Origin of the sequence: Inquilinus ginsengisoli, from assembly GCF_050434925.1 — a bacterium.
In the GTDB taxonomy this organism is placed as follows: Bacteria; Pseudomonadota; Alphaproteobacteria; order DSM-16000; family Inquilinaceae; genus Inquilinus; species Inquilinus ginsengisoli_B.
Genome location: NZ_JBNDJK010000001.1, coordinates 6,832,008 through 6,858,266, shown reverse-complemented (window position 1 = coordinate 6,858,266; position 26,259 = coordinate 6,832,008). Strand labels below are relative to the sequence as shown.

Here is a 26,259-nt window from a genome sequence, read left to right as displayed (position 1 = left end):
GTGGGGGCGGTGCCATCGGTGCTGCGGCTCAGCCGATCGTGCCGATCGCCTGGGCCCGCCGCACCGGGTCCTTCATGCCGCTGATCCGGCGCGCCGCAGTGACGAGATTGCGCGCCTCCTTCGCCGGCAGGACCGCATCGGCGACCTTGCGCGCCTCTTGCGTCTTGCCGTCCATCGCCAGGACCAGCGCCAGATTGCGCTGCTGCACCGCGGTGGCGTCCGGCGCCGCAGCCGCCTCGCGCATCACCCGCACCGCCTCGCCGGTGTTGCCGGCCAGGGCATAGGACAAAGCGAGGTTGGTCTTCAGGCTGACATTGGCGGGCTCCTTGACCAGCGCTTTCTGATACAGCCCCTGCGCCTCCTGCGGCCGGCCCAGCAGGGCCAGGGCTGTGCCCTTGGCCAGCACGGTCGAGGCGTCGTCCGGCTTGCGGGCCAGCGCCTGGTCCAGCACGGCGATCGCCTCCTGCGGCTTGCCCTGGGCCAGCTGCACCTTGCCCAGGCCGCGCAGGGCGTCGGCATTGGTCGGCTCGACCGCAAGGGCGGCGTGATAGTAGCTGGCGGCCCGCACCGGGTCGCCGCCCTGCAGCGTCGCATCGCCCAGCTTGATCATCGGCTGCGGATTGTCGGGGTCCTCGGTCGCGGCCCGCTGGTAGAAGGTGATCGCGGTGTCCGGGTCGCCGGCGGCGCGGATGCTGTCGCCCATCCGCAGCAGCGAGGTCGTCTGCGATTCGCCGCAACCCGCGACGATTAGGGCGAGGCCGAAGACAGCGGCGGCTCGGGTGAACGGGAACGGCATGGCGGCGGGCTCTCCCCTTGAAACAGCGAGTCCGGGGCGCCTCTGGCGGGCGCGCCTGCGCGGTCACGCGTGGCTGGAACATGGATAGAACGATCGCGCGGTCGCGTCGACCCCGCGATTGGGACTCTTGTCCCTGATCGCGACGGGGTCAGCCCTGCCAGGTGCGCAGGTTGCCGGAATCGATATGGGTGAAGCCGGGGTACTGGCCGACGCCGCCGATCTGCAGCGCCAGGGCGCAGCCGACGAGCTGGCTCGGCGGCACCTTCTCGAAGGTCAGGTCGATGGCCCGGCCGGCCATGTGCAGCGAGTTGCGAGCCGTGCCTTCGAGTGAGGAGTTGGTCTTCAGCGTGCGATAGCCGGAATTGACCGTAGCCTTGCCACTGAAGCCGGCGCGCTGGGTCACGGCGCGGATCACCGCCAGCGCCCAGAACAGCCGCGGGTCGATCTGCACGCTTGCGCGCTGCCGCCAGTCGCGCAGGAACCAGTCGAGCTTCTGCAGCTCCGCCACGTCATAGCCGGCAGCGCCGTAGAACCGGCCGACATAGCTCTCACCGGTGTGGGCGTGGCCGAGCTCGAGATAGGGCTCGACCCGGTTGTGCACCTCGTCCAGCAGCGAGCCGGGCCGCGCCGCGGGCGGCAAGGCAAAGGCGGCCGGCCCGGCCAGGGCAATGCCGCCGACCACGCCGAGCGCGGCGCGGCGGGTCAGAGTCGGCCCCAAGGGCCGGGAGGGTATGGACGCACTCATGCAAAAAAGAGCCTCGGCAGGCAGCGAAACCCAGCGCGACGTCTATATCATTTCGCAGGACCGGCGACGGATTGCAATCGCGTCGGCGTGTGGAGACGCATCGCCGGGGCGACGCCGCGGCATGGCCAGACCGTTGCCATGCTTTCGGCTTGATGGTTTAGAAGCCTTGAGAGGGGCGCCTTCGGGACAGGCGCGAAGACGGCAGATTCTGGATGAGCCACGATACCCTGATCCATCGCATCGTCCGGCCCGTCGTCCGGCGGATCGCGCCGACCGGCGTCACCCCGAACCAGCTCACCATCGTGCGGCTGGCCACCGGTGTGGCGGCGGCGGTGGGCTTCGCCTGCGGCGGGGTCTGGGCCGATCTCGGTGGTGTCGTGTTCCTGCTGTCGATGCTGTTCGACCGGGCCGATGGCGAACTGGCCCGCCAGACCGGGCAGATGAGCCCGGAGGGTCACCGCTACGATCTCTGCGTCGACTGCCTGTGCGACGCCATCGCCTTCGTCGGCATCGGCACCGGGCTGGCCCTGGCCGGCGGTCTCGGCTTCGCGCCGGTCCTGCTCGGCGCCGCCGCCGGCATCGGCATCGGCGTGCTGTTCTGGCAGCTGAACGTGACCAAGGTGGTCGAGCTGTCGTGCTATGCCTTGCGCCATCGCGGCGTGGTCGTCGACCCCGACGACGCGCTCGCCCTGGTGCCGGTCTTCGTCTGGCTCGGCCTGGCTTGGCCGATGCTGATCGCGGCGGCGGTGATCACGCCGGCGGGCGCGCTCTGGCTCGGGGTGCTGGCGCGGCGGCCGAAGCCGGCGACGGCTCAGAAGTAGCGCAGGTGGAGGGTGATCAGCGCCTCGCGCGGGCCGACCGTGAAGGCGGCATCCTTGAAGTCCGGCGGGGCGAAGAAGTAGGACGGGTCGCGCGAGAAGGCGACGCCTTCCTCCGGCACGCCCAGCAAGGTGCGGTCGATCTTGCGGTTGTCGTTGACGTCCTGGTAGCCCTGCGCAGCGTAGACGCCCGGGGCGACGTTCTGGATCACCACGGTCGCCTGCGGAACCTTGGCCGGTGCGGTACCGCTGTAAGGGCAGTCATCCCCCAGGAACTTGTCCTGTGGGCACAGCGACATCCGGATCGTGCCCTTGGCTTCCTTGATGTTGGCGACGACGATCTCGACCGTGGCCGCCGAGGCGGTGGCGGCAGCGAGGCCGAACCAGGCGAAGGCGAGGAGGGCGGGGGTCTTCATCGGCGCATCTCCGACAATGCTTCCTCGATGGCAACGAGCAGAGCCTGGAAATCGTTGCGGTCGAGGGCGCCGATGCAGCCGATACGGAAGCTGTCGGCCCGGGTCAGCTTTCCCGGATAGATCAGGAAGCCGCGCGTGGCCAGCGCCTCGTAGAATCGGTCGAAGGCGAAGCGCGGGTCGTCCAGCGGGTGGAATGTGGCGATGATCGGGGCCTGCACCGCCGGATCGAGGAACAGCCGGAATCCCAGCCGGGCCATGCCCGCCGCGAGCGTGTCGAAATTGTCCTGGTAGCGGCGCAGCCGGGCGGCGGGGCCGCCTTCGATCTCCAAGAGGCGCAGCGCCTCGACCAGGGCCGCCACGACCTGCACCGGCGGGGTGAAGCGCCACTGGCCGTTGCCTTCGAAGCCGCGCCACTGGTCGTGCAGGTCGAGGCTGATCGACGGGCTGTTGCCCTTCGCCGCCGCGATCGCCTGCCGCTCCACCAGGGCGAAGCCGAGGCCCGGAACGCCTTCCAGCCCCTTGTTGCTGGAGGCCAGCACCGCCGCGGCCGGCGTGGCCGAGAGATCGACCGGCAGCGCGCCGAAGCTGCTCATCGCGTCCAGGATCAGCGCCCGGCCGTGCCTGGCGACGACGGCGGCCACCGCCTCGAACGGGTTCAGGATGCCTGAGGTGGTCTCGCAATGGACCAGCGCGACATGGGTGATCGCCGGGTCCGCCGCCAGGGCCTGCTCGACCTGCTCCGGCTCCACCGGCCGGTCTTCGGGCCAGCGCAGGGGCTCGACTTGCCGACCCAGGCGGTTGGCGATCGCGATCATGCGCTCGCCATAGGACCCGTTGGCCAGCACCAGCAGCTTGCCCGTGGGCGGCAGCAGCGTGGCGATCGCGGCCTCGACGATGAAGGTCCCGCTGCCCTGCAGCGGGATCGCGACATGGCTGGCTTCGCCGCGGGCGACGCCCAGCAGCCGCTGCAGCAGCTCCGCGGTCAGGGCGATGAAGGCGCGGTCGCGCGAGCCCCAGTCGCGCAGCATGGCCCGGCGGGTCTCGATCCGTGTGGTCAGGGGTCCCGGAGTGAGCAGGGCCGGTTCGTCCGCGGACCAGGTCATGACGACGCCTCGGAGGCGCGGGCGCGGCGGCGCCGGGCCAGGTGGCGGCCTTCCATCGCCTGCCAGGCCATCAGCCCCGGCACGCCCAGCGCGATCTCGCGGATCCGGCGGATCAGCGCCATGGCGACGGCGCTGTGCGGCGGGATACCGAGCAGGCCGCAGATGACGATGAATCCGCCTTCCTGCACGCCCAGCGCCCCGGGCACCAGCACGCCAGCAATGCGGACAGCCTGGGCCAGGCTCTCGATGATCACCGCGTCGCGCAGGCTGGGCTCGAGGCCGAGCGCCCACAGCGTCACCCAGATCTCGAGGCAGCCGAGCAGCCAGGAGACCAGGTGGTGGCCGCCGGAGGTCCAGACCCGGCGGGCGTGGTCGCCATATAGCGACACGATCGAATCATGCAGGCCGGAGACCTCGCCCAGCGAGTCCCAGCCGAACTTGTCGGCCAGGCGGATCAGGGCGCGCTCCAGCACCTTGAACATGCCGAAGCGCTGGGCGCCGATGAACAGCACCACCAGCACCAGCCCGACGCTGGCGCCGGCGATGATCCAGGGCGTCATGGCGCCGTCATGGGCGCCGAGCAGCAGCAGCCCCAGGCCGAAGACGGTGAACACCACCTGGCTGGCCATCTGCGTCGTCAGGTCGACGACGATGGCGGCGCCGGACCGGTTCAGCGGCACGCCGCGCATCGCCAGCAGCCGGGCGGTGATCAGCTCGCCGCCGATCTGCGCCACCGGCAGCAGCGAGTTGATGGCCTCGCGGATCCAGCGCAGCCGGATGAAGAAGCTCAGTGGCGGCACCGGCCGCTCCGGCACCAGCACGCGCCAGCCGAGCGACGAGAACAGGAACTGCGGGAAGTGCAGGGCGATGACGGCCAGGATGCCCCAGCCGGCGCCGGCCAGCGCCGCCCAGATCTCGGCCGCGCCGGTCAGCCAGACCAGCACGACCGCGACCGCCAGGCCGACGGCGATTCCGATGCAGGCGGGCCATTTCATGATGTGGAACCGGCACCCGTTGCCGCCGGGCGCAGGCCGGCGAGGAAGGCTTTGAAGCGGCGGGCGACATCGGCCGGGCCGACCGTCGGTCGCCCCAGCTTGTCCATCGACCCCGGCGCGATGCGGACGTGGATCAGCGCCGGCCGTGGCGCCTCGGAGGCGGCGCGGAACGCGGCCTCGAAACCGTCCAGGCTGGCGCAGGAGGCGGCGAACTGATAGCCGCAGGCCAGCGCCACCGCGGCGAAGTCGACCGAGGCGGAGACCGTGGCCTGGCCGCCGGTCGAATCATGCACGCCGTTGTCGAGCAGGATGTGGATCAGGTTGCCCGGCGCCCGGGCGCCGATGGTGGCGAAGGTGCCCAGCTTCATCAGCGCGGCGCCGTCGCCGTCCAGCACCACGACCGGCGCCGGGGTGTTCAGCGCCACGCCCAGCGCCATGCCGGAGGCGCCGCCCATCGACCCGACCTGGTAGATGTGCTGCATCCGGTCGGCCAGGGTGAACAGCTCGCGCCCGGCCTTGCCGGTGGTGGCGACCACGGCGGTGCGGTCGTCGGTCAGGGCCAGGAAGCGCTCCAGCACCGCCGCCCGGGTCGGGCGCGGCCCGGCCTCCGGCCAGTCGGCGCGACGGCCGGGGCGGGGCATGGGAAAGGGGGCGGCCTGCAGGTCCTCGTCGCGGACATCGCCCTTCTTCATTACGAAGGCATAGGGCAGGCCGGTCTCGTCCATGCGGGCTGATGCCTGGTCCAGCGCCGGGCCCAACGCCTCGGGCTTGGCCGGGAACTCCGCCTGCGGCACCTCGATCAGCTCGAGCAGGTCCTGGGTGATGCGGCCCATCACCTCGTGCTGCGGCTCGTCCGGCTGGCCGGGCTGGCCGCGCCAGGTGGTGACGAACAGGGTCGGGATGCGGAATGGTGCGTTCAGCGAGGTCAGCGGGTTGACCGCATTGCCCAGGCCGGAGTTCTGGCACATGACGACAGTCTTGCGCCCGGCCAACCAGGCGCCGGCGGCGATCGCCACCGCCTCGCCCTCGCTGGTGGCGCCGACATAGGTCAGGGCCCGGCCCCGCAGGGCTTCCGTCGGAAGCCCTGCGTGATCTTGAGTATGCAGGGAGCCCGAGGCTCCCTGCCGGGACAGCACGCCGTTGATCAGCGGGGTCAGGAAGCTGCACGGGACCCCGGTGTAGAAGTCGTGGCCGCGCGCCTTCGCCGCTGCGATGAACTCGTCTGCGGTGATCATGCGGGACGTTCTAGAGCGCGATCGGCCTGGAGGGAAGCGGCGCACGGACGCATGGCTGGGTCGCGCGCCGCGGTTCCTCAGGTGAAATTGCGCGCGTCGGCCAGATCGCTCAGCGTGTCGACATCCAGCCAATGGGCGGTGAAGTACTGCACCACCACCGGGTGGCGCGCCGCCAGGCGGGTCAGCAGCAGCGGCAGGTCCGCCGTTTCCAGAAGCCCTTCGCCCTCGATCCGGTCGATCTCTTCGCGCAGCCACACCGAGCCCTGGGCGCTGAACCGGGCCAAGCCGATCCATTCGCCGCTGACCTGGCCGGCCGGAATCGACTCGGACATCGCCTTCAGATGCACCGGCGTGTCGTCCAGGTAGCTGCCGGAATAGGGCCGGTCGGCGGCGACCAGGTCGCGCAACGTCTTCTTCGCCTGCTTGACCGATAGGCTCATGGCGTCGACCGCCAGGACGATATCGCCCTCGCTCGACATCAGCCCGTCCAGGATGTAGCGGCGGAACAGCACGTCGCCATAGGCCACCACCGTCTCGCCCTCCAGCGCCTTGCGCGCCTGGGCCAGGGAGTAGACCTCGCCGGTCTCGTCATAGCGGTCGTTGTCGACCGTCTTTATGCCCGGCACCACCACCGCTTCCTTGCGGTAGCCGCGGACCACGGTGACATCCTTCAGGCCGCTGCCGCCCAGGGTCGAGACCAGGCGCTGCAGCAGCGACTGGCCGCGGACATCGATCATGCATTTCGGCTGGTCGCGGGTAAGCTCGTCGCCCAAGTCGCCGCGCGACGCCGCCAGCACCACGGCCTTCGATGCCGCCTTGCCCGGCAGGTAGCGCCGCTCCGCCGCCTCCAGCTCGGCATTGCCGACCAGGGCGAAGATGTCGCGGACGCTGGCGACGCGGCCCTCGACCTCGCGCAGCGACTGGTCCTCGAAGATCTGCTTGGCCGTCTCGCGCATCGCCGTGATCGAGGACCGCAGCAGATGGTTGGCCCAGATCACGGTGGAGATGCCGGCCTGGCGGAACAGGTCGGTCGAGGTGGCGTAGTACATGGTCGGAACGATCACCACCGGGGACCGGTTGGCCCAGCGCTCGGTGAATTCGAAGATCTCGTTCGCGGTCGACTTCTTGGAATGGATCAGCACCGCGTCGGCGCCGGCGGCGTGATACGCCTCGGCCCGGCGCAGCGCCTCCTCCATGCCGCGGCCGGAGATCAGCGCCTCGATCCGGGCCACCAGCACGAAATCGTCGTCGGTCTGGCTGTCCTTGCCGGCCTTGATGCGGCCGCAGAACTCATCGATATCGGCCAGCGGCTGGGCTTCGCCGATGAAGGAGTTGGTCTTCGGGAACAGCTTGTCCTCGATGCAGACCCCGGCGATCCGCCGCTCGCCCAGCTTGCGCACCAGGCGGCGGACATTGTTGAAGTTGCCGTAGCCGGTGTCGCCGTCGACCAGGATCGGCAGCGTGGTCGCGTCGGCCATGTACTCCAGCACGTCCAGCACCTGGGTCCAGGACGCCTCGTTGCTGTCGCGCAGGCCCAGGCTGGCCGAATTGGTCAGGCCCGACGCCCAGATGCCGCGGAAGCCGGCTTCCTCGACGATCTTGGCGGACAGGCCGTTATGCGCTTCCATCAGGAAGGAGAGGGTGGGAGAGAATATCTCCTCGCGCAGCGCCGCGAACACGGTCTTCGGGCGGTCGGCCTTGGCCGACGAACCGCTGCCGGACTGGCCCGCCGCGGCGGTATCTTCCAAGGCCTTCATCGCTTCTTCACTCATGAAACCGGATATCCGGGTTGCGGAATCTCGGCCGCCCGACGCCTTGCCGGGCCGGCAATTCGGCCTGTATCTTCGTTCGACTTCAGAAAAATGCAACCGGAGCATCACGGTCTTGTCATTCTCCGATAGGCGGGCGGCCATCGCGATCATCCTCGCGGCCGGCGTCGGCCGGCGCCTGGGAACGGCCGCCGGCGGCCCTAAGATCCTGCTCCGGTTCGGCGAGAAGTCGCTGCTGGAACGGCATATTGCCGCGCTGCACGCGAACGGTGTCGACGACATCTGGATCACCATCGGCCATGAAGGCGACTCGATCCGGCGTGAGGTCGACCGGCTCGGCCTCGGCGGCCGCATCGGCTTCGTCGAGAACCCGCGCTACCGCGAGGGCAGCCTGGTCTCGCTCTGGGTCCAGCGGGACCAGCTGTCGGCCGGCGCCCCGGTGCTGCTGATGGACGGCGACGTGCTGTATCCCGACCCGATGATCGGCCGCCTGCTGGATGCGACGCCGGAGAACGTGCTGCTGGTCGACCGCGAGATCGAGCCGGGCGACGAGCCGGTGAAGATCTGCTTCCGCGGCGACACCATCGTCGATTTCCGCAAGAAGCCCGAGCACGCGCATGACTGGCACGGCGAGTCGGTCGGCTTCTTCCGCTTCTCGCCGGACATGGCGCGTGCGCTCGGCGACCGCACCGACTGGTATGTCCGCGAGGGCATCACCACTGTTGAGTACGAGGAAGCGATCCGCGACCTGATCCTGGCGCAGCCGCGCCGGTTCGGCGTGGCGGATATCAGCGACCTGCCCTGGACCGAGATCGATTTCGACGTGGATGTGGCCCGCGCGCAGCGGGAGATCCTGCCGCAGCTGGAGCGTTGAGAATGCCCGATTCCGTGAACCCCGCCGATGCCAAGGCCGGCCCGCTGTCCGACGACGACCTCGCGGCCTATGCGCACACCGGCTGGGTCGCCGCCCGCGGCTTCTTCGACGCCGCCGAGACCGCGGCGATCACGCGCTGGACCGAGGAGCTCAGCGCCATGCCCGAGGAGCCGGGCAAGCACATGGTCTATTACGAGCCCAGCCTGCTCGACCCCAGCAAGCGGGTGATGCAGCGGATCGAGAACTTCTGCCCCTACCACTCCGAGTTCGACGGGCTGGTCCGGCACGGCCGCCTGTTCCAGGCGGTGGAGCAACTGCTCGAAGGCCCTTCCTGCCTGTACAAGGAGAAGATCAACTTCAAGATGGCGGGCGGTGCCGGCTTCGAGCCGCACCAGGACCAGCAGGCCGGCTGGTCGCGCTACGCCCCGATTTTCCTGACCGTGATGGTCTCGGTCGACCGCGCCACGGTCGAGAATGGCTGCCTCGAGATGGCCGACATGCCGCGCCTGACCGGGCTGATCGGCGAGGAGTGGAAGCCGCTGACCGACGAGCAGATGGCCAGCTTCAAGCTGGTGCCGGTGCCGACCGAGCCGGGCGACGTGCTGTTCTTCGACAGCTACGCCCCGCATGCGTCGAAGCCGAACCTGACCGGAACGGCGCGGCGGATCCTGTACCTGACCTACAACCGCCTGGCCGATGGCGACCACCGCGAGCGCTACTTCGCCGAGAAGCGCGCCAACTTCCCGCCCGACATCGAGCGCGAGCCGGGCAAGGAGTACAAGTTCCGGGTGTGACGCCGGTCGCCGCTTTCCCTTTCTGTCATTGCCGGGCCTGACCCGGCGATCCAGGGGCCACCCGGAGCGGCAGCGACATCTCTGGATGCCCGGGTCAAGCCCGGGCATGACGATGAGGGGGCCATGCTCGACCGCCTGGAAGACCAGTTCGAGGACGCGTCCCGCCTTTATGCCGAGGCCAACGGGCTGCGGCGTGATCCCGATTGGTTTCTGCTGAAGCTGCAGGAGGAACTGGGCGAGCTGACCCAGGTCTCGAACAAGCTGACCGGCCGCGGCCGGACGCATGGCCGGTCGGAGGCGGAGCTACGGCAGGCCCTGGCCGACGAGACCGCGGACATGCTCGGCCACGTCCTGCTGTTCGCCCGGGCGCACGGGATCGACCTGGTCGCGGCGGTGGAGCGGAAATGGCGCTTCCGGCCGGAGTGAGCGGGCGAGAAGTGCGACGCATGGGACAGTCTGTTTCCCATCAGGGACGTTGATCGGCCGTCCCCGGTGGCCATCTCTGCGGTGACCTCACTGCGTGACCCAGAGACCATCATGGCCCAGCCTCTCGAATTCGGACTCGACACCTTCGGCGACGTGACCACGGGGCCGGACGGCGCCCCGCTGCCGCATGGCCAGGTGCTGCGGAACGTGATCGAGGAAGCGGTGCTGGCCGACCAGCTCGGCATCGGCTTCTTCGGCGTCGGCGAGCATCACCGCGCCGATTTCGCCGTTTCCGCGCCGGAGGTGCTGCTGGCGGCGATCGCCGGGCGCACGACGCAGATCCATCTCGGCTCGGCCGTCACCGTGCTCAGCTCCGACGACCCGATCCGCGTGTTCCAGCGCTTCTCGACCCTGGACGCGGCGTCGAACGGCCGGGCGGAGGTGATCCTCGGCCGCGGCTCCTTCACCGAATCCTTCCCGCTGTTCGGCTACGAGCTCAGCGACTACGAGACGCTGTTCGAGGAGAAGCTGGACCTGTTCGCGGCGCTGCTGAAGCAGGAGCCGGTGAGCTGGCAGGGCAGCATCCGGCCGCCGCTGCGCGACCAGCGCGTCTTCCCTCCGATCGAGGGCACGCGCCGGCTGAAGACCTGGATCGGCGTCGGCGGCAGCCCGGAATCGGTGGTCCGCGCCGCTCGCTACGACCTGCCGCTGGCGCTGGCCATCATCGGCGGCGATCCTAAGCGCTTCCGCCCCTATGTCGACCTGTACCACCGCGCCTTCGAGCAGCTGGGCCGGCCGGTGCAGCCGATCAGCGTCCACTCGCCGGGCTATGTCGCCGATACCGATGTCCAGGCGCGCGAGGAGCTGTTCACCGACTACAAGCGGATGCGCGACAAGATCGGGGCGGAGCGCGGCTGGCCGCCGATGGGGCAGGGCGAGTTCGAGCGTGAGGCCGAGCACGGCTCGCTTTATGTCGGGTCGCCCGAGACCGTGGCCCGCAAGATCGCTGCGACCGTCACCGCGCTCGGCGCTGTGCGCTTCCAGCTGAAGTACAGCGCTGGTCCGCTGCCGCACGACAAGCTGATGCGCAGCATTGAGCTCTTCGGCAGCAAGGTCATGCCGCTCGTCCGCGAGATGCTGGCTTGACCTTGCCCTTCCGCGCCGCTCCTGGGGACGCCCCGGCGGCGCGGACATGGTCGGCAGCGCGGAAGCCGGACAGCAGGCTGCCCTCGATCGTCGCCGGCAGGCCGGTCGCGGTCCAGTCGCCGGCCAGCCAGAGATTGGGGTAGGGCGTCGGGCAACCCGGCCGCCGGGCCTCGTCGGCCGGGGTCTGGCGGATGGTCGCCCGCTTCTCCTTGATGATGCGATAGGCGGGCAGGGGGCCGGCCAGGTCCGGGAAGGCCCGGACCACATCGACCCACAGCAGCGACGCCAGCTCCTCCGCCGGCGCGTCGACCAGGCCGCGGGCGGCGCTGACCGTGGTGCTGGCGATGCCCGGGCGGCGGAACACCCAATGGGCGGTGCCGCCGACGATGCCGGCGATGTCGTGCGGCTCTTCCTTGAACGGGATGGCGAAGTGGCCGTTGACGATCGGCTCGTCGGTGTCCGGCGGCGTCAGCCCCGGCACCAGCCGGGCCGCGATCGCCGGCGGCACCGCCAGGATGACCTGGTCGTCCGGCGCCAAAGGCAGGGTGCCCTGGTCCAGCTCCAGCGCGATGATGCGGCCGTCCTCGAACTCCAGCGCCTTGACCCGCATGCCGGTCCGCACCGTCACCCGGTGCCGGTGCAGGAAGTCCAGCGCCGGGTTGATGAAGGTGTCGGCCAGGTCGGTGCGGGCGATCAGCGGGATGGTCTGGGCGCCGCCCTTGGCCAGGGTCTGCTCCACCACCGCCCAGAGGCCGCGGGCCGAGGCCTCAACGGCCGGGGTGTTGAGGGCGGAGACGGCGAGCGGCTCGATCAGGCAGCGATACAGCTCGCCCGGCGGCACCACGCCGGCCACGGTGTCCTCCGGCCCGGCCTTGGACAGCCGGCGCAGCGCCAGGTAGTCGCGCGGCCGGGTCCCGGGCACGCGACGGCCTGCGAGCAGCACCCACCAGGGCAGCCGGCCGCGGTTCGGGCGCACGGTGAACTCTCGGCCGCGTTCCAGGTCGACGAAGCGGAAGCCGGGCCGGGCCGGCGCCGCCAGCCGGTCGCGGGCGCCGATCAGGTCGAGATAGCGCCGGACGTTGCGGTTGCCGGACAGCACCAGATGGTTGCCGTTGTCGATCACCCGGTCCAGCGCCGGCTCGTGGAAGGCGCGGCAGCGGCCGCCGGGCCGGGGCGTGGCCTCGTACACCACCGCCGGGACGCCGCTGCGGGCGAGCTCGACCGCGGCGGCGAGGCCGGCCAGCCCGCCGCCGATCACATGCACGGTCATTTCAGCAGCACCGACAGCAGGATGCCGATCTTCTCGCGCTTCGACAGGCGCGGCCGCACCGACCGGTCGGCATAGCCGCGGGCCTGCAGCATCTCGAAAATCCGGCGATAGCTGCGCTGCATGATCTGCGCGGCTTTCATCCGCTTCTCCGTCCCCGGCGGCATCAGCCCGGGCAGGGCGGCATAGAGCGGCTGGATCTCGGCCGCCAGCCGGGCGCAGACCGTGGCGATGCGCGGATCGGCGACGATGGTCGGGATCGGCGCGTCGGTCGGGATGCCGGCCTCGCGCAGCCAGCTTTCCGGCAGGTACAGGCGGCCCAGCCCGGCATCCTCGTCGACGTCGCGCAGGATGTTGGTCAGCTGCAGCGCCTCGCCCTGGGCCACGGCGAAGGCCGCGCTGGCCTGGTCCGGGCAGCCGAAGATCTTGACCGCCATGACGCCGACGGTGCCGGCGACGCAGCGGGCATAATGCGCCAGCCCGGCGCGGTCGGCGATCCGCACCTCGGCGGCGGCATCGATGGTCATGCCGTCCAGCATGCCGTCGAACTCGGCGCGCGGCAGGTCGAAGCGGCGGATCGCCCAGATCAGCTCGCGGTCCAGCGGGTCCTCGCCTCCGTTGGCGCCCCGGGGCCCGACGAAGATCCGGTCCAGCCGTTCCCGCCACGCCTGCAGGTCGGCGGTCTTCTCCGCCACTGTCGCGCTGGAATCGGCGATGTCGTCGACCTGCCGGCAGAAGCCGTAGACGGCGTAGATGGCGCGGCGCCCGTCGGCCGGCAGGATGCGCATGCCGGAGGCGAAGGAGGATTTGGCGCGGACCACCGCCATCCGCACCAGGGCGGCGTCGTCCAACGTCCTGGCGCCGAAGGCCATCACCGACAGGCCGGGGCGCAGCGCCTTGGCGAAATCGGCCTTGCTCAGCGCCACCCGGGCCAGGATCGGGTCGCCCTGGCGCAGCCGCGCCGCCAGCTTGCGGGCCAGCCACAGCATGACGCTGACCTCCGCCGCCAGCGGCCGCGAGGTCAGCTGCCCCGGCAGCGTCGACGCCGTGTCGAGCATGGCGTCGACCAGGTCGAGGCAGCGGTCGATGACCGGTCGGCGCAGCCGGGCCGAGACTTCGTCCGGCGTGAAGAAGCGGTCGATGCCGCCGGCCGCGTCGATCCAGTCGATCGGCACATAGATCCGGCGCAGCTTGCGCCAGTCGTCGCCGCAATCCTGCAGGTGGTTCAGGATCTGCAGCACGGTGCACAGCGCGTCGCCGGCCGGGAAGGTCGAGTCGGCTTGGCCGTGCAGCCGCAGCAGGTAGCGCCCGACCGGGTTGGCCGAATAGCGGCAATAATCGATCAGGTCGCCCCAGGTCCGGCAGCTGCGATTCTCGGAATCGCGGCGGAAGGCGACCAGCAGGTCGCTGCAGTCGACCAGCCCGACGCCGGTGGCGGCGATCGAGGCGCGGATTCCGGTGGCGGCCTCCGGTCCGGGTCCGGTCAGGCCGGCACCCATCGCGTCCAGCCGGGCCAGCTTCTCGGCCGGCGGCAGGTCCGGGTCGTCGCCGATGTCGTCGGCGGCCCGGGCGAAGCGGTAGAAATTCGCGACATGCGGGCGCAGATGCTTCGGCAGCAGCCACGACCCGACCGGGAAGTTCTCCTGGCCGGAGGTCTTGCTGGCCGCCAGCTCCACCGCGCCCCGGCCGGTGGATGTGCTGCCGGCAGGCGGGGGAGAGTCGACGATGGCTCGGTCGGCCGGCACGGTCATGATCGCCTGTCTTGCCTCGGCCGGGGCCGTTCGGAAACGGTGATGCGGCGGCTGATCCGCCGCGCGGCCCCGGACCGGGCCACCAGATCGCAGACCCCGCTGAATTGTCAAGGCAAACGGCCCCGGACCAACGGCCGCAGCAGGGGAGAGTTACGGCTTTTTCGGTTGCGGTCGCCGGTCCGGTTCGACAGTGTCGCCGCCATGATGACAATGCCGCGACAGGCCTTACTCCCGGCAGATCCCCGCGGGGACGAATGAGCGAGATCGCCCTCGTCACCGGGGCCACCGGATTCGTCGGCTCGGCCGTGGCCCGCGCGCTGCTGGCCGAGGGCCATCGGGTCAAGGCGCTGGTGCGCCCGAACAGCGACCGCCGCAACCTTGTTGGGCTCGATGTCGAGCCGGTGACCGGCGACCTCGACGATACGGCTTCGCTGGCGCCGGCGCTGAAGGGCTGCACCGCGCTGTTCCATGTCGCGGCCGACTATCGGCTGTGGGTCCGGGACCCGCAGGCGATGCTGCGCACCAATGTCGCGGGCACCGCCGCGATCCTGCGCGCCGCCGCCGCGGCCGGGGTGGCCCGCGCCGTCTACACCTCGAGCGTGGCGACGCTCGGCCACCACGCGGACGGGCGGCCGGCGGACGAGACCACGGTGGCGACCGAAGGCCAGATGATCGGCCTCTACAAGCGCTCGAAGTTCCTGGCCGAGGACGGCGCCCGTCAGGCGGCAGCCGAGACCGGGCTGCCGGTGGTGATCGTCAACCCGTCGACCCCGATCGGGCCGCGCGACGTCAAGCCGACCCCGACCGGGCGGATCATCGTCGAGGCGGCGACGGGCCGCATCCCGGCCTTCGTCGATACCGGGCTCAACCTGGTGCATGTCGACGACGTCGCCCAGGGCCATCTCGCCGCCTTCGCCCGCGGCGTGCCGGGCGAGCGCTACATCCTGGGTGGGGAGGATTTCGCGCTGTCCGCCATCCTGGCCGAGATCGCCGGCCTGGTCGGCCGCAAGGCGCCGAAGATCCGGCTGCCGCTGGGGCCGATCTGGCCGGTGGCGCTGGTGGCCGAGACGGTGTCGCGCTTTACCGGCAAGGAGCCGATGGTGACGCGCGATGCGCTGCGCATGGCGCGCAAGACCATGTACTTCGCCTCGGACAAGGCCTGCGCGACGCTGGACTATCGGCCGCGTCCGGCGCGTCAGGCGCTGGTCGATGCTCTCGACTGGTTCCGGGCCAATGGCTACCTGAAATGATCGGCCTGGTCCTTGCCCTCGCCAGCCTCGCGGCGTGGCTCAAGCTATGGCTGTTCCAGGGCCGGTTCTGGGAGGCCGCGACTGCGCCCCTTGCGCCGACGCCGGCCGAACGGCCCGGAGTGGTGGTAGTGATCCCGGCACGCAATGAGGCCGAGGGCATCTGCGCCGCGGTCGGCTCGCATCTGCGGCAGGCCTATCCCGGGCGGCTGCAGGTGGTGGTGGTCGACGACCAGTCGACCGACGGCACCGCCGACCTCGCACGCGCCGCCGCGACTGAAGTGGGTGCTGCCGACCGGCTGACCGTGATCTCTGGCGCACCGCTGCCGCCCGGCTGGGTCGGCAAGATGTGGGCTGTGTCGCAGGGCGTCGCGGCGGCGGAGCGGGCCGACCCTGAAGCTCGCTGGATCCTGCTGACCGACGGCGACATCGTCCACCGGCCAAACAATGTGGCGCAGCTGGTGGCGCGCGGCGAGGCTGACCGGCTGGACCTGGTGTCGCTGATGGTGCGGCTGCGCTGCCTCGACTTCGCCGAGCGCTGGCTGGTGCCGCCCTTCGTCTTCTTCTTCAAGATGCTGTACCCCTTCGCCTGGGTGAACCGGGCGGACAGGGCCACGGCGGGCGCGGCCGGTGGCTGCATGCTGGTGCGGCGCGAGGCCCTGGCCCGGATCGGCGGCATCGCCGCCATCCGCGACGCGCTGATCGACGACTGCACCCTGGCGGCGGCCTTGAAGCGCAACGGGCGCATCCGGCTCGACCTCACCGATGAGGCGGAGAGCCTGCGCGTCTATGGCGATGTCGGCGAGATCTGGCGCATGGTCGCCCGCACCGCCTACACCCAGCTGCGCTACTCGCCCTGGCTGCTGCTCGGCACCGTCGCCGGGCTGATCGTCACCTATATCGCGCCGCCGGCCCTGACCCTGCTGGGGGAGGGGGCGGCCCGGTATGTCGCCCTGGCCGCCTGGGCGATCATGAGCGCCACCTACCTGCCGATGCTGCGCTTCTACCGGCGCTCGCCGCTGTGGGCGCCCTTCCTGCCGCTCGCCGCGGTGGTGTATCTCGGCGCCACCATCGATTCGGCGCGGCGCCACTGGGCCGGTGTCGGCGGGGCCTGGAAGGGCCGCGTCTACGACCAGCCCGGCGCCTCCCTGTCCCGTCAGCCGTCAGATCCGTCCCGATGACCATCTCCAGCCCCTCCTTCCAGACCGAAGACCTCGCCGGGCCTACCCGCGCCAGCCTCGACGACGCGATCGGCCGCGGCGTCGGCGGGTTGCTCGACCTGCAGCGCGAGGACGGCCACTGGGCCTTCATCCTGGAGGCCGACGCCACCATCCCGGCCGAATACATCCTGCTGAAGCACTTCCTCGGCGTGGTCGACCGGGAGAAGGAGGCCAAGCTCGCCGACTACATCCGCAGCATCCAGTCCGACAGGCACCACGGCTGGCCGCTGTGGCATGACGGGCCGTTCAACATCAGCGCCAGCGTGAAGGCCTATTTCGCGCTGAAGGCGGCGGGCGACGATCCGGACGCGCCGCACATGGCCCGCGCCCGCGCCGCCATCCTGGCCGCCGGCGGCGCCGCCCGGTCCAACGTCTTCACCCGCATCCTGCTGGCGCTGTTCGAGCAGGTGCCGTGGCGTGCCGTGCCGGTGATGCCGGTGCAGATCATGGTGCTGCCCTCCTGGTTCCCGTTCCACCTGAACAAGGTGTCGTATTGGAGCCGGACGGTGATCGTGCCGCTCCTGGTGATCTTGGCGAAGAAGCCACGGCCGGTGAGCCCGGGGGCGCTGTCGATCCAGGAGCTGATGGTCGAGCCGCCGGAGCAGGTGAAGAACTGGCATGTTCATGTCGACGGCAGCTTCTGGGGCCGGTTCTTCCGTCGGCTGGACGGGGTGCTGCGGCCGGTCGAGCCATTCTTCCCGCGCCGACAGAAGTCGATCGACAAGGCGGTGGCCTTCGTCACCGAGCGGCTGAACGGCGAGGACGGGCTGGGGGCGATCTACCCGGCCATGGCCAACTCCGTGATGATGTTCAAATGCCTGGGCTATCCGGACAACCATCCGGACTTGCAGATCGCCTGGGCCTCGGTGGAGAAGCTGGTCGACACGGTCGACGGCGTCACCTACGCCCAGCCCTGCCTGTCGCCGGTCTGGGACACGGCCCTGACGGCGCATGCCCTGCTGGAGTCGAATGATCCCGAGGCGGTGGCGCAGGCGAAGCGGGGCCTCGACTGGCTGGTGCCGCGCCAGGTGCTGGACGTCAAGGGCGACTGGGCCGAGCGCCGGCCCGACGTGCGGCCGGGCGGCTGGGCCTTCCAGTACAGCAACGCGCATTACCCGGACCTCGACGACACCGCGGTGGTGGTCATGGCGATGCACCGGGCCGACCCGGAGCGGTACCGCGAGGCGATCGACCGCGGCGTCGAATGGCTGCTCGGGCTGCAGAGCAGGAACGGCGGCTGGGCGGCCTTCGAGGTCGACAACACCTACCACTACCTGAACCACATCCCCTTCGCCGACCACGGCGCGCTGCTGGACCCGCCAACCTCCGACGTGACGGCGCGCTGCCTCAGCATGCTGGGCCAGCTCGGCCGCCGCATCGACGATCCGGCGGTGGCCCGCGGAGTCGAATTCCTGCGCCAGGAGCAGGAGCGCGACGGCTCCTGGTTCGGGCGCTGGGGCACCAACTACATCTACGGCACCTGGTCGGTGCTGTGCGCCCTCAACGCCATCGGCATGGATCCGCAGGACCCGATGATCCGCCGCGCCGTCGACTGGCTGATCGCGCAGCAGCGCGAGGACGGCGGCTGGGGCGAATCCGGCGACAGCTACTATGACGGCAAGCCGGAGATGACGCCGGCCACCTCGACGGCGTCGCAGACCGCCTGGGCCGCGCTGGCGCTGATGGCGGTGGGCGAGACCGGCCATCCGGCGGTCGAGCGCGGTGTCGCCTGGCTGTCGGCGCATCAGCGCGCGGACGGGCTGTGGGACGAGCCCAGCTTCACCGCGGTCGGCTTCCCGCGGGTGTTCTATCTGCGCTACCACGGCTACCCGGCCTTCTTCCCGACCTGGGCCCTGTCCCGCTATCGCCGCCTGCGCGACAGCAACAGCGGCCGCGTCGAGGTCGGGATGTGAACTGCCCAGGCAAAGACCGGCAGCTTCCCCTTATCCTCCCCCTCCCCCTGCGGGAGGGGGAAGGGGGAGGGGGCTCTCGCCGAAACAGGCCGACGCTTCGGGTTTGGTTCGGGTGCAGTTGGGTTCTCGACCGGCTGCAGGGGCATCCCTCGATCGACACCCCCCTCCCCCTACCCCCTCCCGCGAGGGGAGGGGGAGAGTACTCAAGTCAGCGCTTCGCATGCTCGGCATCCTGACCGGATTGGCGAAGGAGGCGGAGATCGCGCGGCGGATCTCGCCGCTCATCGCCTGCTCGGCCAGCGATCCGGCTCGGGCGGAACGGCTGGCGCGTGACCTGATCAGCCAAGGCGCTACGGCGGTGCTCAGCTTCGGCATTGCCGGCGGGCTGGCGCCGGAGCTGGCGACCGGGGACTTGGTGATCGGGACGGCTGTGTCGACGGGCGCGACAGCCTACGCCTGTGACCCGGACCTGGCGGCGCGGCTCGCCGCGGTCCTGCCCGGCGCCGTTCACGGGGATGTCTGGGGCGGCGACGTCATCGTCGACACCGCCGCGGCCAAGGCCCGGCTGCATCGCGACAGCGGCGCCGTCATCGTCGATCTGGAAAGCGCCGCTGTGGCTTCAGCCGCGGCTGAAGCGGGGCTGCCCTTCGGCGTGCTGCGCGCCGTGGCCGACCCGGCGGCACACGGCCTGCCGCCGGCGGCGCTGGTCGGTCTCGACAGCGAGGGACGTCCGGCGATCGGGCCGGTGCTGCGGGCCCTGGCCCGCAGCCCTGGTCAGTTGCCGGCGCTGATCCGGCTGGGGCGGCAGAGCAGCGCGGCGATGGCAGCGTTACTTGCCGCCGCCAGCGCCCTTGGCCGCGACCTTCGGGGTGTGGCGTAGCTTTTCCAGCGCCTTCTGGACGTGGGAGGAGAACACGAACTCGGCCGGCCGCTGGCGATCGAGCGAGATCTCCGGCGCCATCGGCCCCTGGGTGCGGATGCCGCGCATGCTGACCAGGAAGGCCTTCAGCGGGTTGCGGAACATGTCCTTCACCGCGCTGGCCTCATAGCCCGAATGCACCATGCAGTTGGCGCATTTCTCGTAGTTGCCGGTGCCGTACTTGTCCCAGTCCGTCTCCTCCATCAGCTCCTTGTAGGTCTGGGCGTAGCCTTCGCCGAGGAGGTAGCAGGGCCGCTGCCAGCCGAAATAGGTGCGCGTCGGGTTGCCCCAGGGCGTGCAGTGGTACGTCTGGTTGCCGGCCAGGAAGTCGAGGAACATCGTGGACTGGCTGAACGACCAGCGCTTACCGTTGTCGCCGCGCTTGAAGATGTCGCGGAACAGCTGCTTGGTGGTCTGGCGGCTCAGGAAGTGCTGCTGGTCCGGCGCCCGCTCATAGGCATAGCCGGGCGACACGGTGATGGCGTCGACGCCCATCGCCTTGACGTCGTCGAAGAAGTTGGCGACGCGCTCCGGCACCGCGTTGTTGAACAGGGTGCAGTTGATGTTGACGCGGAAGCCGCGGGCCTTGGCCGCCTTGATCGCCTTCACCGCGCGGTCATAGACGCCGTCCTGGCACACCGACCGGTCGTGATCCTCCTGGTCGCCGTCCAGATGCACCGACCAGATCAGGAACGGGCTCGGCTTGTACTGATCGAGCTTCTTCTCCATCAGCAGCGCGTTGGTGCACAGATAGACGTACTTCTTGCGGTCGATGATGCCCTGCACCACCTCCGCCATCTCCTTGTGCAGCAGCGGCTCGCCGCCGGCGATCGAGACCACGGGCACGCCCGAATCATCCACCGCCTGCAGGCAGTCGGCCACCGACAGGCGCTGGTTCAGGATCTCGTCCGGGTAGTCGATCTTGCCGCAGCCGGCGCAGGCCAGGTTGCAGCGGAACAGCGGCTCCAGCATCAGAACCATCGGGTACCGCTTGGTGCCCATCAGGTGGTTCTTCAGGAGGTAAGCGCCGATACGGATCTGCTGTTGAAGCGGAATACCCATGGGACCTTCGCAAAACTGTCGGCCGAAATCGGGGCCAAGCGACTATGCCTACTCGGCGGGGACCGGTGCGGTCAATTGGGAGGGCAGGCGGAAGCGGATATTCTCATCGACGCCCTGCAACGTCGAGACCTCGACCTCGCCATAACGTCGCAGGGTCTCGACCAGCTCCTGCACCAGGCTGTCGGGGGCGGAGGCGCCGGCGGTGATGCCCACCGCCTTCTTGCCCGCCAGCCAGGCCGGATCCAACGCCGAGGCGTCGTCGATCAGATAGCTCGGCACGCCGAGCTCGGCCCCGATCTCGCGCAGGCGGTTGGAGTTCGAGCTGTTGCGGGCGCCGACCACCAGCAGCACGTCCGCCACCTGCGCCAACTCCCGCACCGCGCGCTGGCGGTTCTGGGTGGCGTAGCAGATGTCCTTGGTGTCCGGGCCGACGATCGCCGGGAACCTGGCCGTCAGAGCGTCGATCACCGCCTTGGTGTCGTCGACGCTGAGCGTGGTCTGGGTGATGTAGGACACGCGTTCCGGGTCCGGCACCTCAAGCGTCGCGACCTCCTCGACCGTCGAGATCAGGGTGACGCCGCCCGGGATCTGGCCGGTGGTGCCCTCGACCTCGGCATGGCCGGCATGGCCGATCAGGATCACGGTGCGGTCCTGGGAGGCGTAGCGCCGGCCTTCGATATGCACCTTCGACACCAGCGGGCAGGTCGCGTCGATCACCTGCAGCCCGCGCTGCTCCGCATCGGCTTCGACCGACCGGGAGACGCCATGCGCGCTGAAGATCGTGATGGCGCCGGCCGGGACCTCGTCGAGCTCGTCGACGAATTTGGCGCCCTTCGCGCGCAGGCTCTCGACCACGTGCCGGTTGTGCACGATCTCGTGCCGGACGTAGACGGGAGCCCCGAAGATCTCCAACGCCCGCTCGACGATTTCGATCGCCCGCTCGACGCCGGCGCAAAAGCCTCGCGGCTGGGCCAAGATGATCCGCATTCCGCACCTTGATGTTCTGGCTGGGTTCGGGATTCGCCAGAGTGAATCGCTCTCAATTCGACCATACTACGCGCCAACTTTGCGTGTCACTAACGTGACCACCAGCAGGACGTGCAATGGGCTACGATTGATACTTATCAAACTGGCCGCCTCGGCCGATGTGCTGGCCGTCACAGCGGAGTCCGACGCAGCGGCGTTCGGAACTTCTCGGCAAAGGGGCGGGTTGAGGCCATCATGGATCGATTGCGCCGCATCGCGAGCCCGGATGACGGCGGACCAACATTCCGAATCGGAAGACAAAACCATGCGCTCGCCTGCCTTCTCCAGACGCCTTGCCCTGGCCTTGGCACTCCTGCTGCCGTTGCCCTTCGCGGTGCTGCCGGCACAGGCCGCCGAGCCGCGCCAGGTCGTCGACACGCTCGACAACGCCCTGCTCGACGTCATGAAGAACGCCGACTCGCTGGGCTTCCGCGGGCGTTACCAGAAGCTTGGGCCGGTGCTCGACCAGACCTTCAACCTGCCGCTGATGGCGCGAATCGCCGTCGGCCCGGACTGGTCGACCCTGAGCCCGACCCAGCAGCAGAAGGTGACGGATGCCTTCCGCCGCTTCAGCATCACCACCTATGCCGCCCGCTTCAACGGCTACAGCGGCGAGAGCTTCCAGGCCGAGGATGCCAAGCCGGTCAGCGGCGGCGACCAGGTGGTCAACACCAGGCTGGTGCGGCCGAACGCGGATCCGGTGCCGTTGAACTACCGGCTGCGGGGGCCGAACTGGCAGATCATCGACATCTATCTGAACGGCACGATCAGCCAGCTCGCCAACTACCGGTCCGAATTCGGCGCAACCCTGCGCAGCGGCGGCGGTGATGCGCTGATCAAGCTGATCGAAGGCAAGATCGTCGAGCTGACGCCGAAGAAATAGGCCTCGGTCCGGGCGGGAGCGTCGCTCCCGCCCGGCTGTCGGTCAGGGAATGTCCGGCAGCTGCGAGGCCGGGACGTCGCTGGCAGCGCCGGCCGCGGCCGGACCGGCTGCACCACCGGCAGCAGCTGCTCCGGCGGGATCGGTGTAGAGGTCGCCGCCCGACGGGGCCTGGCCGCCGTCGAGTTCGGCCTGCCGGTACTGTCGGAACACGCTGCGCAGCGTGGCGTAGTAGTCGACCGAGTTGCGCTCCAGCTCATCCGTGGCGTCGACCGTGCGTGACCGCACGTCGACACCCTTGAACACGAATTGGCCGACGCTCGCCTCGGTCGGGATATTGACGATGTAGCCCCAGGGGCTGCTGACCGTGTCGACCGCGAAGCCGACCGTGTCGCGCGGATTCGACGGGCCGAGCAGGGGTAGCATCAGATACGGGCCGTCGCCGATCCCCCATGTGTACAGCGTGGCGCCGAAATCGCCGGCCTGCTGCCGGACCACGCCCCGGGGCGTGGCGACGTCGATGAAGCCACCGAGGCCGAAGGTCGAGTTCGCCAGGAAGCGCAGCAGCGTCTTGATGGCGGCGATCGGCTCGCCCTGCAGCACCTTGTTCACGAAGATGACGGGTTCGCCAAAATTCTGCAGCGCGTTGTGCAGGCCGTCGCGAGCGAATTCCGGCACCGTGTCGCGATAGGCGATCGCCACCGGCCGGATGGCGTTCTTGTCGAGCGCCATGTTGAAGTCGAAGATCGCCCGATTCATCGGCTCGAGCGGATCGTTGATCCGGTCGAACTCGGCCCGCTGCGCCGGATCGGTCGGCGGCGTGGCGCAGCCGCTCAACGCGGATGTGGCGAGGAGCACGGCCAAGCCGAGGGCGAGGGGGCGAGAGGATGAGCGCAACGGCATGTCCGGTCCGATCCCGTAAGCAACCGAAAGTCGGTGATCTTGGCTTGGCACATTTCCGTTCGCGGCTCGGAGCGACCCAAGCCGACGACGGATTAGAAAGTTAGAATGCGAACAATATCCTGTGGCCTGTGCGGCAACAACTACCTGACGAAAAACTTTGTTCCCCTTCCGTCAGACGCATTGAACTGGGCGCCGGAACACGGGCGCCGGCCGGCGCCGCGAGCGTCGCGGCCAAGCGAGACTAGACGCATCTGGCCAGGCCGTCACCGGTCCTGAATCGGACGCTCCGTGAAGCCTGGCTTCACGATGGGGTCGGATGATGGCGCCGTGGTGGCGCGGGCGGGCCAAGCAGCGCCGGCATGAACACCAGCACGGAGAACAGGGTGAACAGCAGCTCGATCGTCAGCAGCTCACCCATGCCCGCCGTGCCCGGATGGGGCGAAAGCCACAGGCTGCCGAAGGCCGAAGCCGTGGTCAGGGCGCTGAACACGATCGCGCGGGTGGTGCTGGACTGCAGCGGCTCGCCGCGCCGGGCGCGCCAGTTCACCACGAAGTAGATGTCGAAGGCGACGCCGACGCCGAGCAGCAGCGGCAGGGCGATGATGTTGGCGAAGTTGATCGGCAGGCCGGTGATGACGGTCGTCGCCAGGGTCAGCAGGCCGGCCAGCAGCAGCGGCGTCAGCGCCAGCAGCACGTCGCGTACCCGGCGCAGCGCAATCGCGAGCAGGGCCGCGATCATCACCGTCGCCAGTATGCCGGCGGTGATGAAGGCGCCGACGATGGTCCGGCTCGATTCCTGGATCGTCACCGCGGTGCCGGTGGCGTGCGGCGCGACCTTGCGGACGGCGTCGACGAATCGCTCCATGACGGCGTTGTCGGCGGCATTGCCCTTGGGGAACACCGTCAGCTTGGCCTGGCCGTCCGGTGCGACCCAGGTCTCTTTCAGATCCTTCGGCAGATCGGCCAGAGACACCGGCTCGGCCGAGAGCAGCAGCCGCAGCCGGTCCAGCGTCATCGGCAGCGCGTTCAGCAGGGCTTCGCTGACCCGGGCCAGGGTCGCCGCATCGGCCTTGGACAGCCGGTCCAGCCCATCGGCCAGGCGCCGCTCGGGGCTGTCCGGCTCCGGCGCGATCTGGCGCAGCGTTGCCGCCGTCTTGGCGGCCGCGGCGCGAATCGCATCGTCGGAAGGCGGGGTCGCGGCGGCCGGTGCGTCCAGCGTCGGGCCGATCAGCAGGCCGAGGTCGGACAGGATCGCCAGCTTGGGCTCCTGGTCGCCGGGCACGAAGCTGTTCAGCGACAGCACGGTGTCGACCTCGGGCAGCGCCTGCAGCTTCGGCGTCAGCGCCGCCGCGGCCTCGACCGACGGGGTCAGGATGTCGATGGTGTTCGGCGTGGTCAGCGGATCCCGCATCAGCTCGAGCATCGTCGAGGCCGCTTCGGAGCGCGGATCCACCAGGTTCAGGGGGTTGAAGTCGAAGGTCAGCCGCGGCATCAGCGCCAGGCATCCCAGCGCCAGCAGCGCACCGGCGGCGAGCACCCAGCGCCGGTGCTTCAGCAGGAAGCGGTCGGCTGGCGCCAGCTCCGTCCAGCCGACCTCGCGCGGCTCGGCCCGCACCGGCAGCACCGCCAGCAGGGCGGGCAGCAGCGTCAGGTTGAGCGTGACGGCGATCAGCATGCCGACGCCGGCGATCAGCCCGAGCTCGGAGACGCCGCGATAGTCGGTCGGCAGGAAGGCGAAAAAGCCGCTGGCGGCGGACAGCGCGGCCAGCACCAGGGCGGCGCCGACGCGGCGGATGGCGGCGTTGGTAGCGGCGAAGATGTTGGGCGCGGTGGTGCGCTTGGCCCGCACGGCGATGCAGAGCTGAACGCCGAAATCGACGGCGATGCCGACGAACAGCACGGCGAAGGCAACCGAGATCAGGTTCAGCGCGCCCACGGCCAGCGCCGCGAAGGCCGCCGTCATCAGCAGCCCGACCAGCAGCGTGACCATGATCGCCCCGGTCATGGCGAAGGAGCGCAGGGCCAGCAGCAGCAGCCCCAGCACCAGCACCACCGACACCGTGGTCGACACGCCGATGCCTTCACTGACGCTGGCGAACTGGTCGTCGTTCAGCGGGATGTTGCCGGTCTGGCGCACAGTGATGCCGTTGTCCGGGGTCAGGTGCAGCCTCTCCGCCGTGGCGCGGACGAAGTCGGTGGCTTTCGCCCCCGGCTCGAGCGCGCCGTAGTCGAGCACCGGCTGCGCCAGCACGAAGCGGCGCAGGGTCCGCGGCGACGGCGGGCCGGAGGACAGCAGGGATTGCCAGGACAGCGGCTGGACCACATGCGTCGAGGTCAGGTTGGCCTCGATCGTGGCGGCCATCCGGGTAAAGGCCGGTTGTGTCTGCGACCGCTCCGCCTGGCCCGTCTGCACGCCCTGCAGAGCCAGGTCGAGCACGCCGAGCAGCCCACGCAGCGTCGGGTCGGCCGCCAGGCCGCCGAGCAGCGGCTGGGCGGCGATGATGTCGTTCGCGGTCTGCTGCACCTCCTTCACCGACAGGAGGAGGATGCCGTTCTTATCGAAGAACGGCCCGCCATCCGGGCGGCGGACGGTCCTGAACAGCGACGGCTCCGCCGTCAGCGCCTTGGTCAGCTGCGTTGCCGCCGCTTCCGCCAGCTCGGGTGTCTGGCCGTCGATGACGATGGCCAGCAAATTGGTGTTCTGTGGAAACGCCTTGTCGAGCGCGGCATTGTCCTGCTGCCAGGGCAGGTTGGGGTCGATCAGCGTGCCGGTGTTCGTGTTGATCGACAGGCGGTGCATCACCACCAGCACGGCGCAGACCGATAGCACCAGCGCGGCGCCGATCACCCATGGGGCGCGGCTCTGGCAGAAGGCGCCCAGATAGACCAGGGCACGGGTGGCGGACAGTCTGGAGGCAGGCACGCGGTCTGCTTTGCAATGACGGGAAGGGCAG

The 26,259-nt window shown here is 69.8% G+C and carries 23 protein-coding genes; 10 read left to right on the top strand and 13 right to left on the bottom strand.

What is annotated here, in order from left to right; genetic code table 11:
• Positions 1–28 precede the first annotated feature (28 nt).
• A complete protein-coding gene (locus QFZ27_RS32355; RefSeq protein ID WP_429230570.1) occupies positions 29–796 on the bottom strand; it encodes a tetratricopeptide repeat protein in 768 nt (255 codons plus the stop codon).
• A gap of 148 nt (positions 797–944) precedes the next feature.
• Positions 945–1,541 (bottom strand): YcbK family protein, encoded by a 597-nt coding sequence (locus QFZ27_RS32350; protein WP_429230569.1) that lies wholly within the window; start codon positions 1,539–1,541, stop codon positions 945–947.
• Positions 1,542–1,753: 212 nt separating this feature from the next.
• Here QFZ27_RS32350 and QFZ27_RS32345 point away from each other — a divergent pair, with 212 nt between their 5' ends.
• Positions 1,754–2,362: a CDP-alcohol phosphatidyltransferase family protein gene (locus tag QFZ27_RS32345; protein WP_429230568.1), complete on the top strand. Its 609-nt coding sequence runs from the start codon at positions 1,754–1,756 to the stop codon at positions 2,360–2,362.
• On the opposite strand, the gene QFZ27_RS32340 is transcribed toward QFZ27_RS32345, so the two are convergent.
• The 5 genes from QFZ27_RS32340 to aepX all read right to left on the bottom strand — a co-directional run bounded on the left by QFZ27_RS32340 (position 2,353) and on the right by aepX (position 7,880).
• Positions 2,353–2,775: a DUF2141 domain-containing protein gene (locus tag QFZ27_RS32340; RefSeq protein WP_429230567.1), complete on the bottom strand. Its 423-nt coding sequence runs from the start codon at positions 2,773–2,775 to the stop codon at positions 2,353–2,355. The two genes, QFZ27_RS32345 and QFZ27_RS32340, sit on opposite strands and share 10 nt — an antisense overlap.
• The gene (locus QFZ27_RS32335; protein WP_429230566.1) at positions 2,772–3,878 is read right to left on the bottom strand and encodes a 2-aminoethylphosphonate--pyruvate transaminase; all 1,107 of its coding nucleotides are present in this window, start codon (positions 3,876–3,878) and stop codon (positions 2,772–2,774) included. The genes QFZ27_RS32340 and QFZ27_RS32335 overlap by 4 nt, the downstream gene beginning before the upstream one ends.
• Entirely contained in the window at positions 3,875–4,873 is a 999-nt protein-coding gene (locus tag QFZ27_RS32330) for a lysylphosphatidylglycerol synthase domain-containing protein (RefSeq protein ID WP_429230565.1), read from the bottom strand. The genes QFZ27_RS32335 and QFZ27_RS32330 overlap by 4 nt, the downstream gene beginning before the upstream one ends.
• A complete protein-coding gene (gene aepY, locus QFZ27_RS32325) occupies positions 4,870–6,108 on the bottom strand; it encodes a phosphonopyruvate decarboxylase (protein ID WP_429230564.1) in 1,239 nt (412 codons plus the stop codon). Before aepY ends, QFZ27_RS32330 begins: the two co-directional genes overlap by 4 nt.
• A gap of 77 nt (positions 6,109–6,185) precedes the next feature.
• On the bottom strand, positions 6,186–7,880 hold the full coding sequence (gene aepX, locus QFZ27_RS32320; RefSeq protein WP_429230563.1) for a phosphoenolpyruvate mutase: 1,695 nt from the start codon (positions 7,878–7,880) through the stop codon (positions 6,186–6,188).
• A gap of 112 nt (positions 7,881–7,992) precedes the next feature.
• Here aepX and QFZ27_RS32315 point away from each other — a divergent pair, with 112 nt between their 5' ends.
• From QFZ27_RS32315 to QFZ27_RS32300, 4 genes are all read left to right on the top strand, one after another.
• Positions 7,993–8,751: a phosphocholine cytidylyltransferase family protein gene (locus QFZ27_RS32315; RefSeq protein ID WP_429230562.1), complete on the top strand. Its 759-nt coding sequence runs from the start codon at positions 7,993–7,995 to the stop codon at positions 8,749–8,751.
• A gap of 2 nt (positions 8,752–8,753) precedes the next feature.
• The gene (locus QFZ27_RS32310) at positions 8,754–9,545 is read left to right on the top strand and encodes a phytanoyl-CoA dioxygenase family protein (protein ID WP_429230561.1); all 792 of its coding nucleotides are present in this window, start codon (positions 8,754–8,756) and stop codon (positions 9,543–9,545) included.
• Positions 9,546–9,668: 123 nt separating this feature from the next.
• On the top strand, positions 9,669–9,971 hold the full coding sequence (locus tag QFZ27_RS32305; protein ID WP_429230560.1) for a nucleoside triphosphate pyrophosphohydrolase family protein: 303 nt from the start codon (positions 9,669–9,671) through the stop codon (positions 9,969–9,971).
• Between the two features lie 111 nt (positions 9,972–10,082).
• The gene (locus QFZ27_RS32300) at positions 10,083–11,117 is read left to right on the top strand and encodes an LLM class flavin-dependent oxidoreductase (protein ID WP_429230559.1); all 1,035 of its coding nucleotides are present in this window, start codon (positions 10,083–10,085) and stop codon (positions 11,115–11,117) included.
• Here QFZ27_RS32300 and hpnE read toward each other — a convergent pair.
• Both hpnE and QFZ27_RS32290 read right to left on the bottom strand, forming a co-directional pair.
• Complete coding sequence (gene hpnE / locus QFZ27_RS32295; protein ID WP_429230558.1) at positions 11,086–12,387, bottom strand: hydroxysqualene dehydroxylase HpnE; 1,302 nt, start codon at positions 12,385–12,387, stop codon at positions 11,086–11,088. The two genes, QFZ27_RS32300 and hpnE, sit on opposite strands and share 32 nt — an antisense overlap.
• A complete protein-coding gene (locus QFZ27_RS32290; RefSeq protein ID WP_429230557.1) occupies positions 12,384–14,135 on the bottom strand; it encodes a squalene/phytoene synthase family protein in 1,752 nt (583 codons plus the stop codon). Before QFZ27_RS32290 ends, hpnE begins: the two co-directional genes overlap by 4 nt.
• Before the next feature lie 254 nt (positions 14,136–14,389).
• Here QFZ27_RS32290 and hpnA point away from each other — a divergent pair, with 254 nt between their 5' ends.
• From hpnA to QFZ27_RS32270, 4 genes are all read left to right on the top strand, one after another.
• A complete protein-coding gene (gene hpnA, locus QFZ27_RS32285) occupies positions 14,390–15,385 on the top strand; it encodes a hopanoid-associated sugar epimerase (protein ID WP_429230556.1) in 996 nt (331 codons plus the stop codon).
• On the top strand, positions 15,382–16,563 hold the full coding sequence (locus QFZ27_RS32280) for a glycosyltransferase (RefSeq protein WP_429230555.1): 1,182 nt from the start codon (positions 15,382–15,384) through the stop codon (positions 16,561–16,563). The genes hpnA and QFZ27_RS32280 overlap by 4 nt, the downstream gene beginning before the upstream one ends.
• Positions 16,560–18,515 carry a squalene--hopene cyclase gene (gene shc, locus QFZ27_RS32275; RefSeq protein ID WP_429230554.1) on the top strand — a complete coding sequence of 652 codons (1,956 nt, stop codon included), beginning with the start codon at positions 16,560–16,562 and terminating at the stop codon, positions 18,513–18,515. Before QFZ27_RS32280 ends, shc begins: the two co-directional genes overlap by 4 nt.
• Before the next feature lie 220 nt (positions 18,516–18,735).
• Positions 18,736–19,395, top strand: coding sequence for a phosphorylase family protein (locus QFZ27_RS32270; protein WP_429230553.1), 660 nt, complete (start codon positions 18,736–18,738; stop codon positions 19,393–19,395).
• Here QFZ27_RS32270 and hpnH read toward each other — a convergent pair.
• Positions 19,345–20,496 carry an adenosyl-hopene transferase HpnH gene (gene hpnH / locus QFZ27_RS32265; RefSeq protein ID WP_429230552.1) on the bottom strand — a complete coding sequence of 384 codons (1,152 nt, stop codon included), beginning with the start codon at positions 20,494–20,496 and terminating at the stop codon, positions 19,345–19,347. The genes QFZ27_RS32270 and hpnH overlap by 51 nt on opposite strands.
• Positions 20,497–20,544: 48 nt before the next feature.
• Positions 20,545–21,483: a 4-hydroxy-3-methylbut-2-enyl diphosphate reductase gene (gene ispH, locus QFZ27_RS32260; protein ID WP_429230551.1), complete on the bottom strand. Its 939-nt coding sequence runs from the start codon at positions 21,481–21,483 to the stop codon at positions 20,545–20,547.
• A gap of 304 nt (positions 21,484–21,787) precedes the next feature.
• Between ispH and QFZ27_RS32255 the strand changes: the two genes are divergently transcribed.
• Complete coding sequence (locus QFZ27_RS32255; protein WP_429230550.1) at positions 21,788–22,405, top strand: ABC transporter substrate-binding protein; 618 nt, start codon at positions 21,788–21,790, stop codon at positions 22,403–22,405.
• A 42-nt stretch (positions 22,406–22,447) separates the two neighbouring features.
• On the opposite strand, the gene QFZ27_RS32250 is transcribed toward QFZ27_RS32255, so the two are convergent.
• Entirely contained in the window at positions 22,448–23,299 is an 852-nt protein-coding gene (locus QFZ27_RS32250) for an MlaA family lipoprotein (RefSeq protein ID WP_429230549.1), read from the bottom strand.
• 307 nt (positions 23,300–23,606) lie between these two features.
• Positions 23,607–26,228: an MMPL family transporter gene (locus tag QFZ27_RS32245; RefSeq protein WP_429230548.1), complete on the bottom strand. Its 2,622-nt coding sequence runs from the start codon at positions 26,226–26,228 to the stop codon at positions 23,607–23,609.
• Positions 26,229–26,259 lie beyond the last annotated feature (31 nt).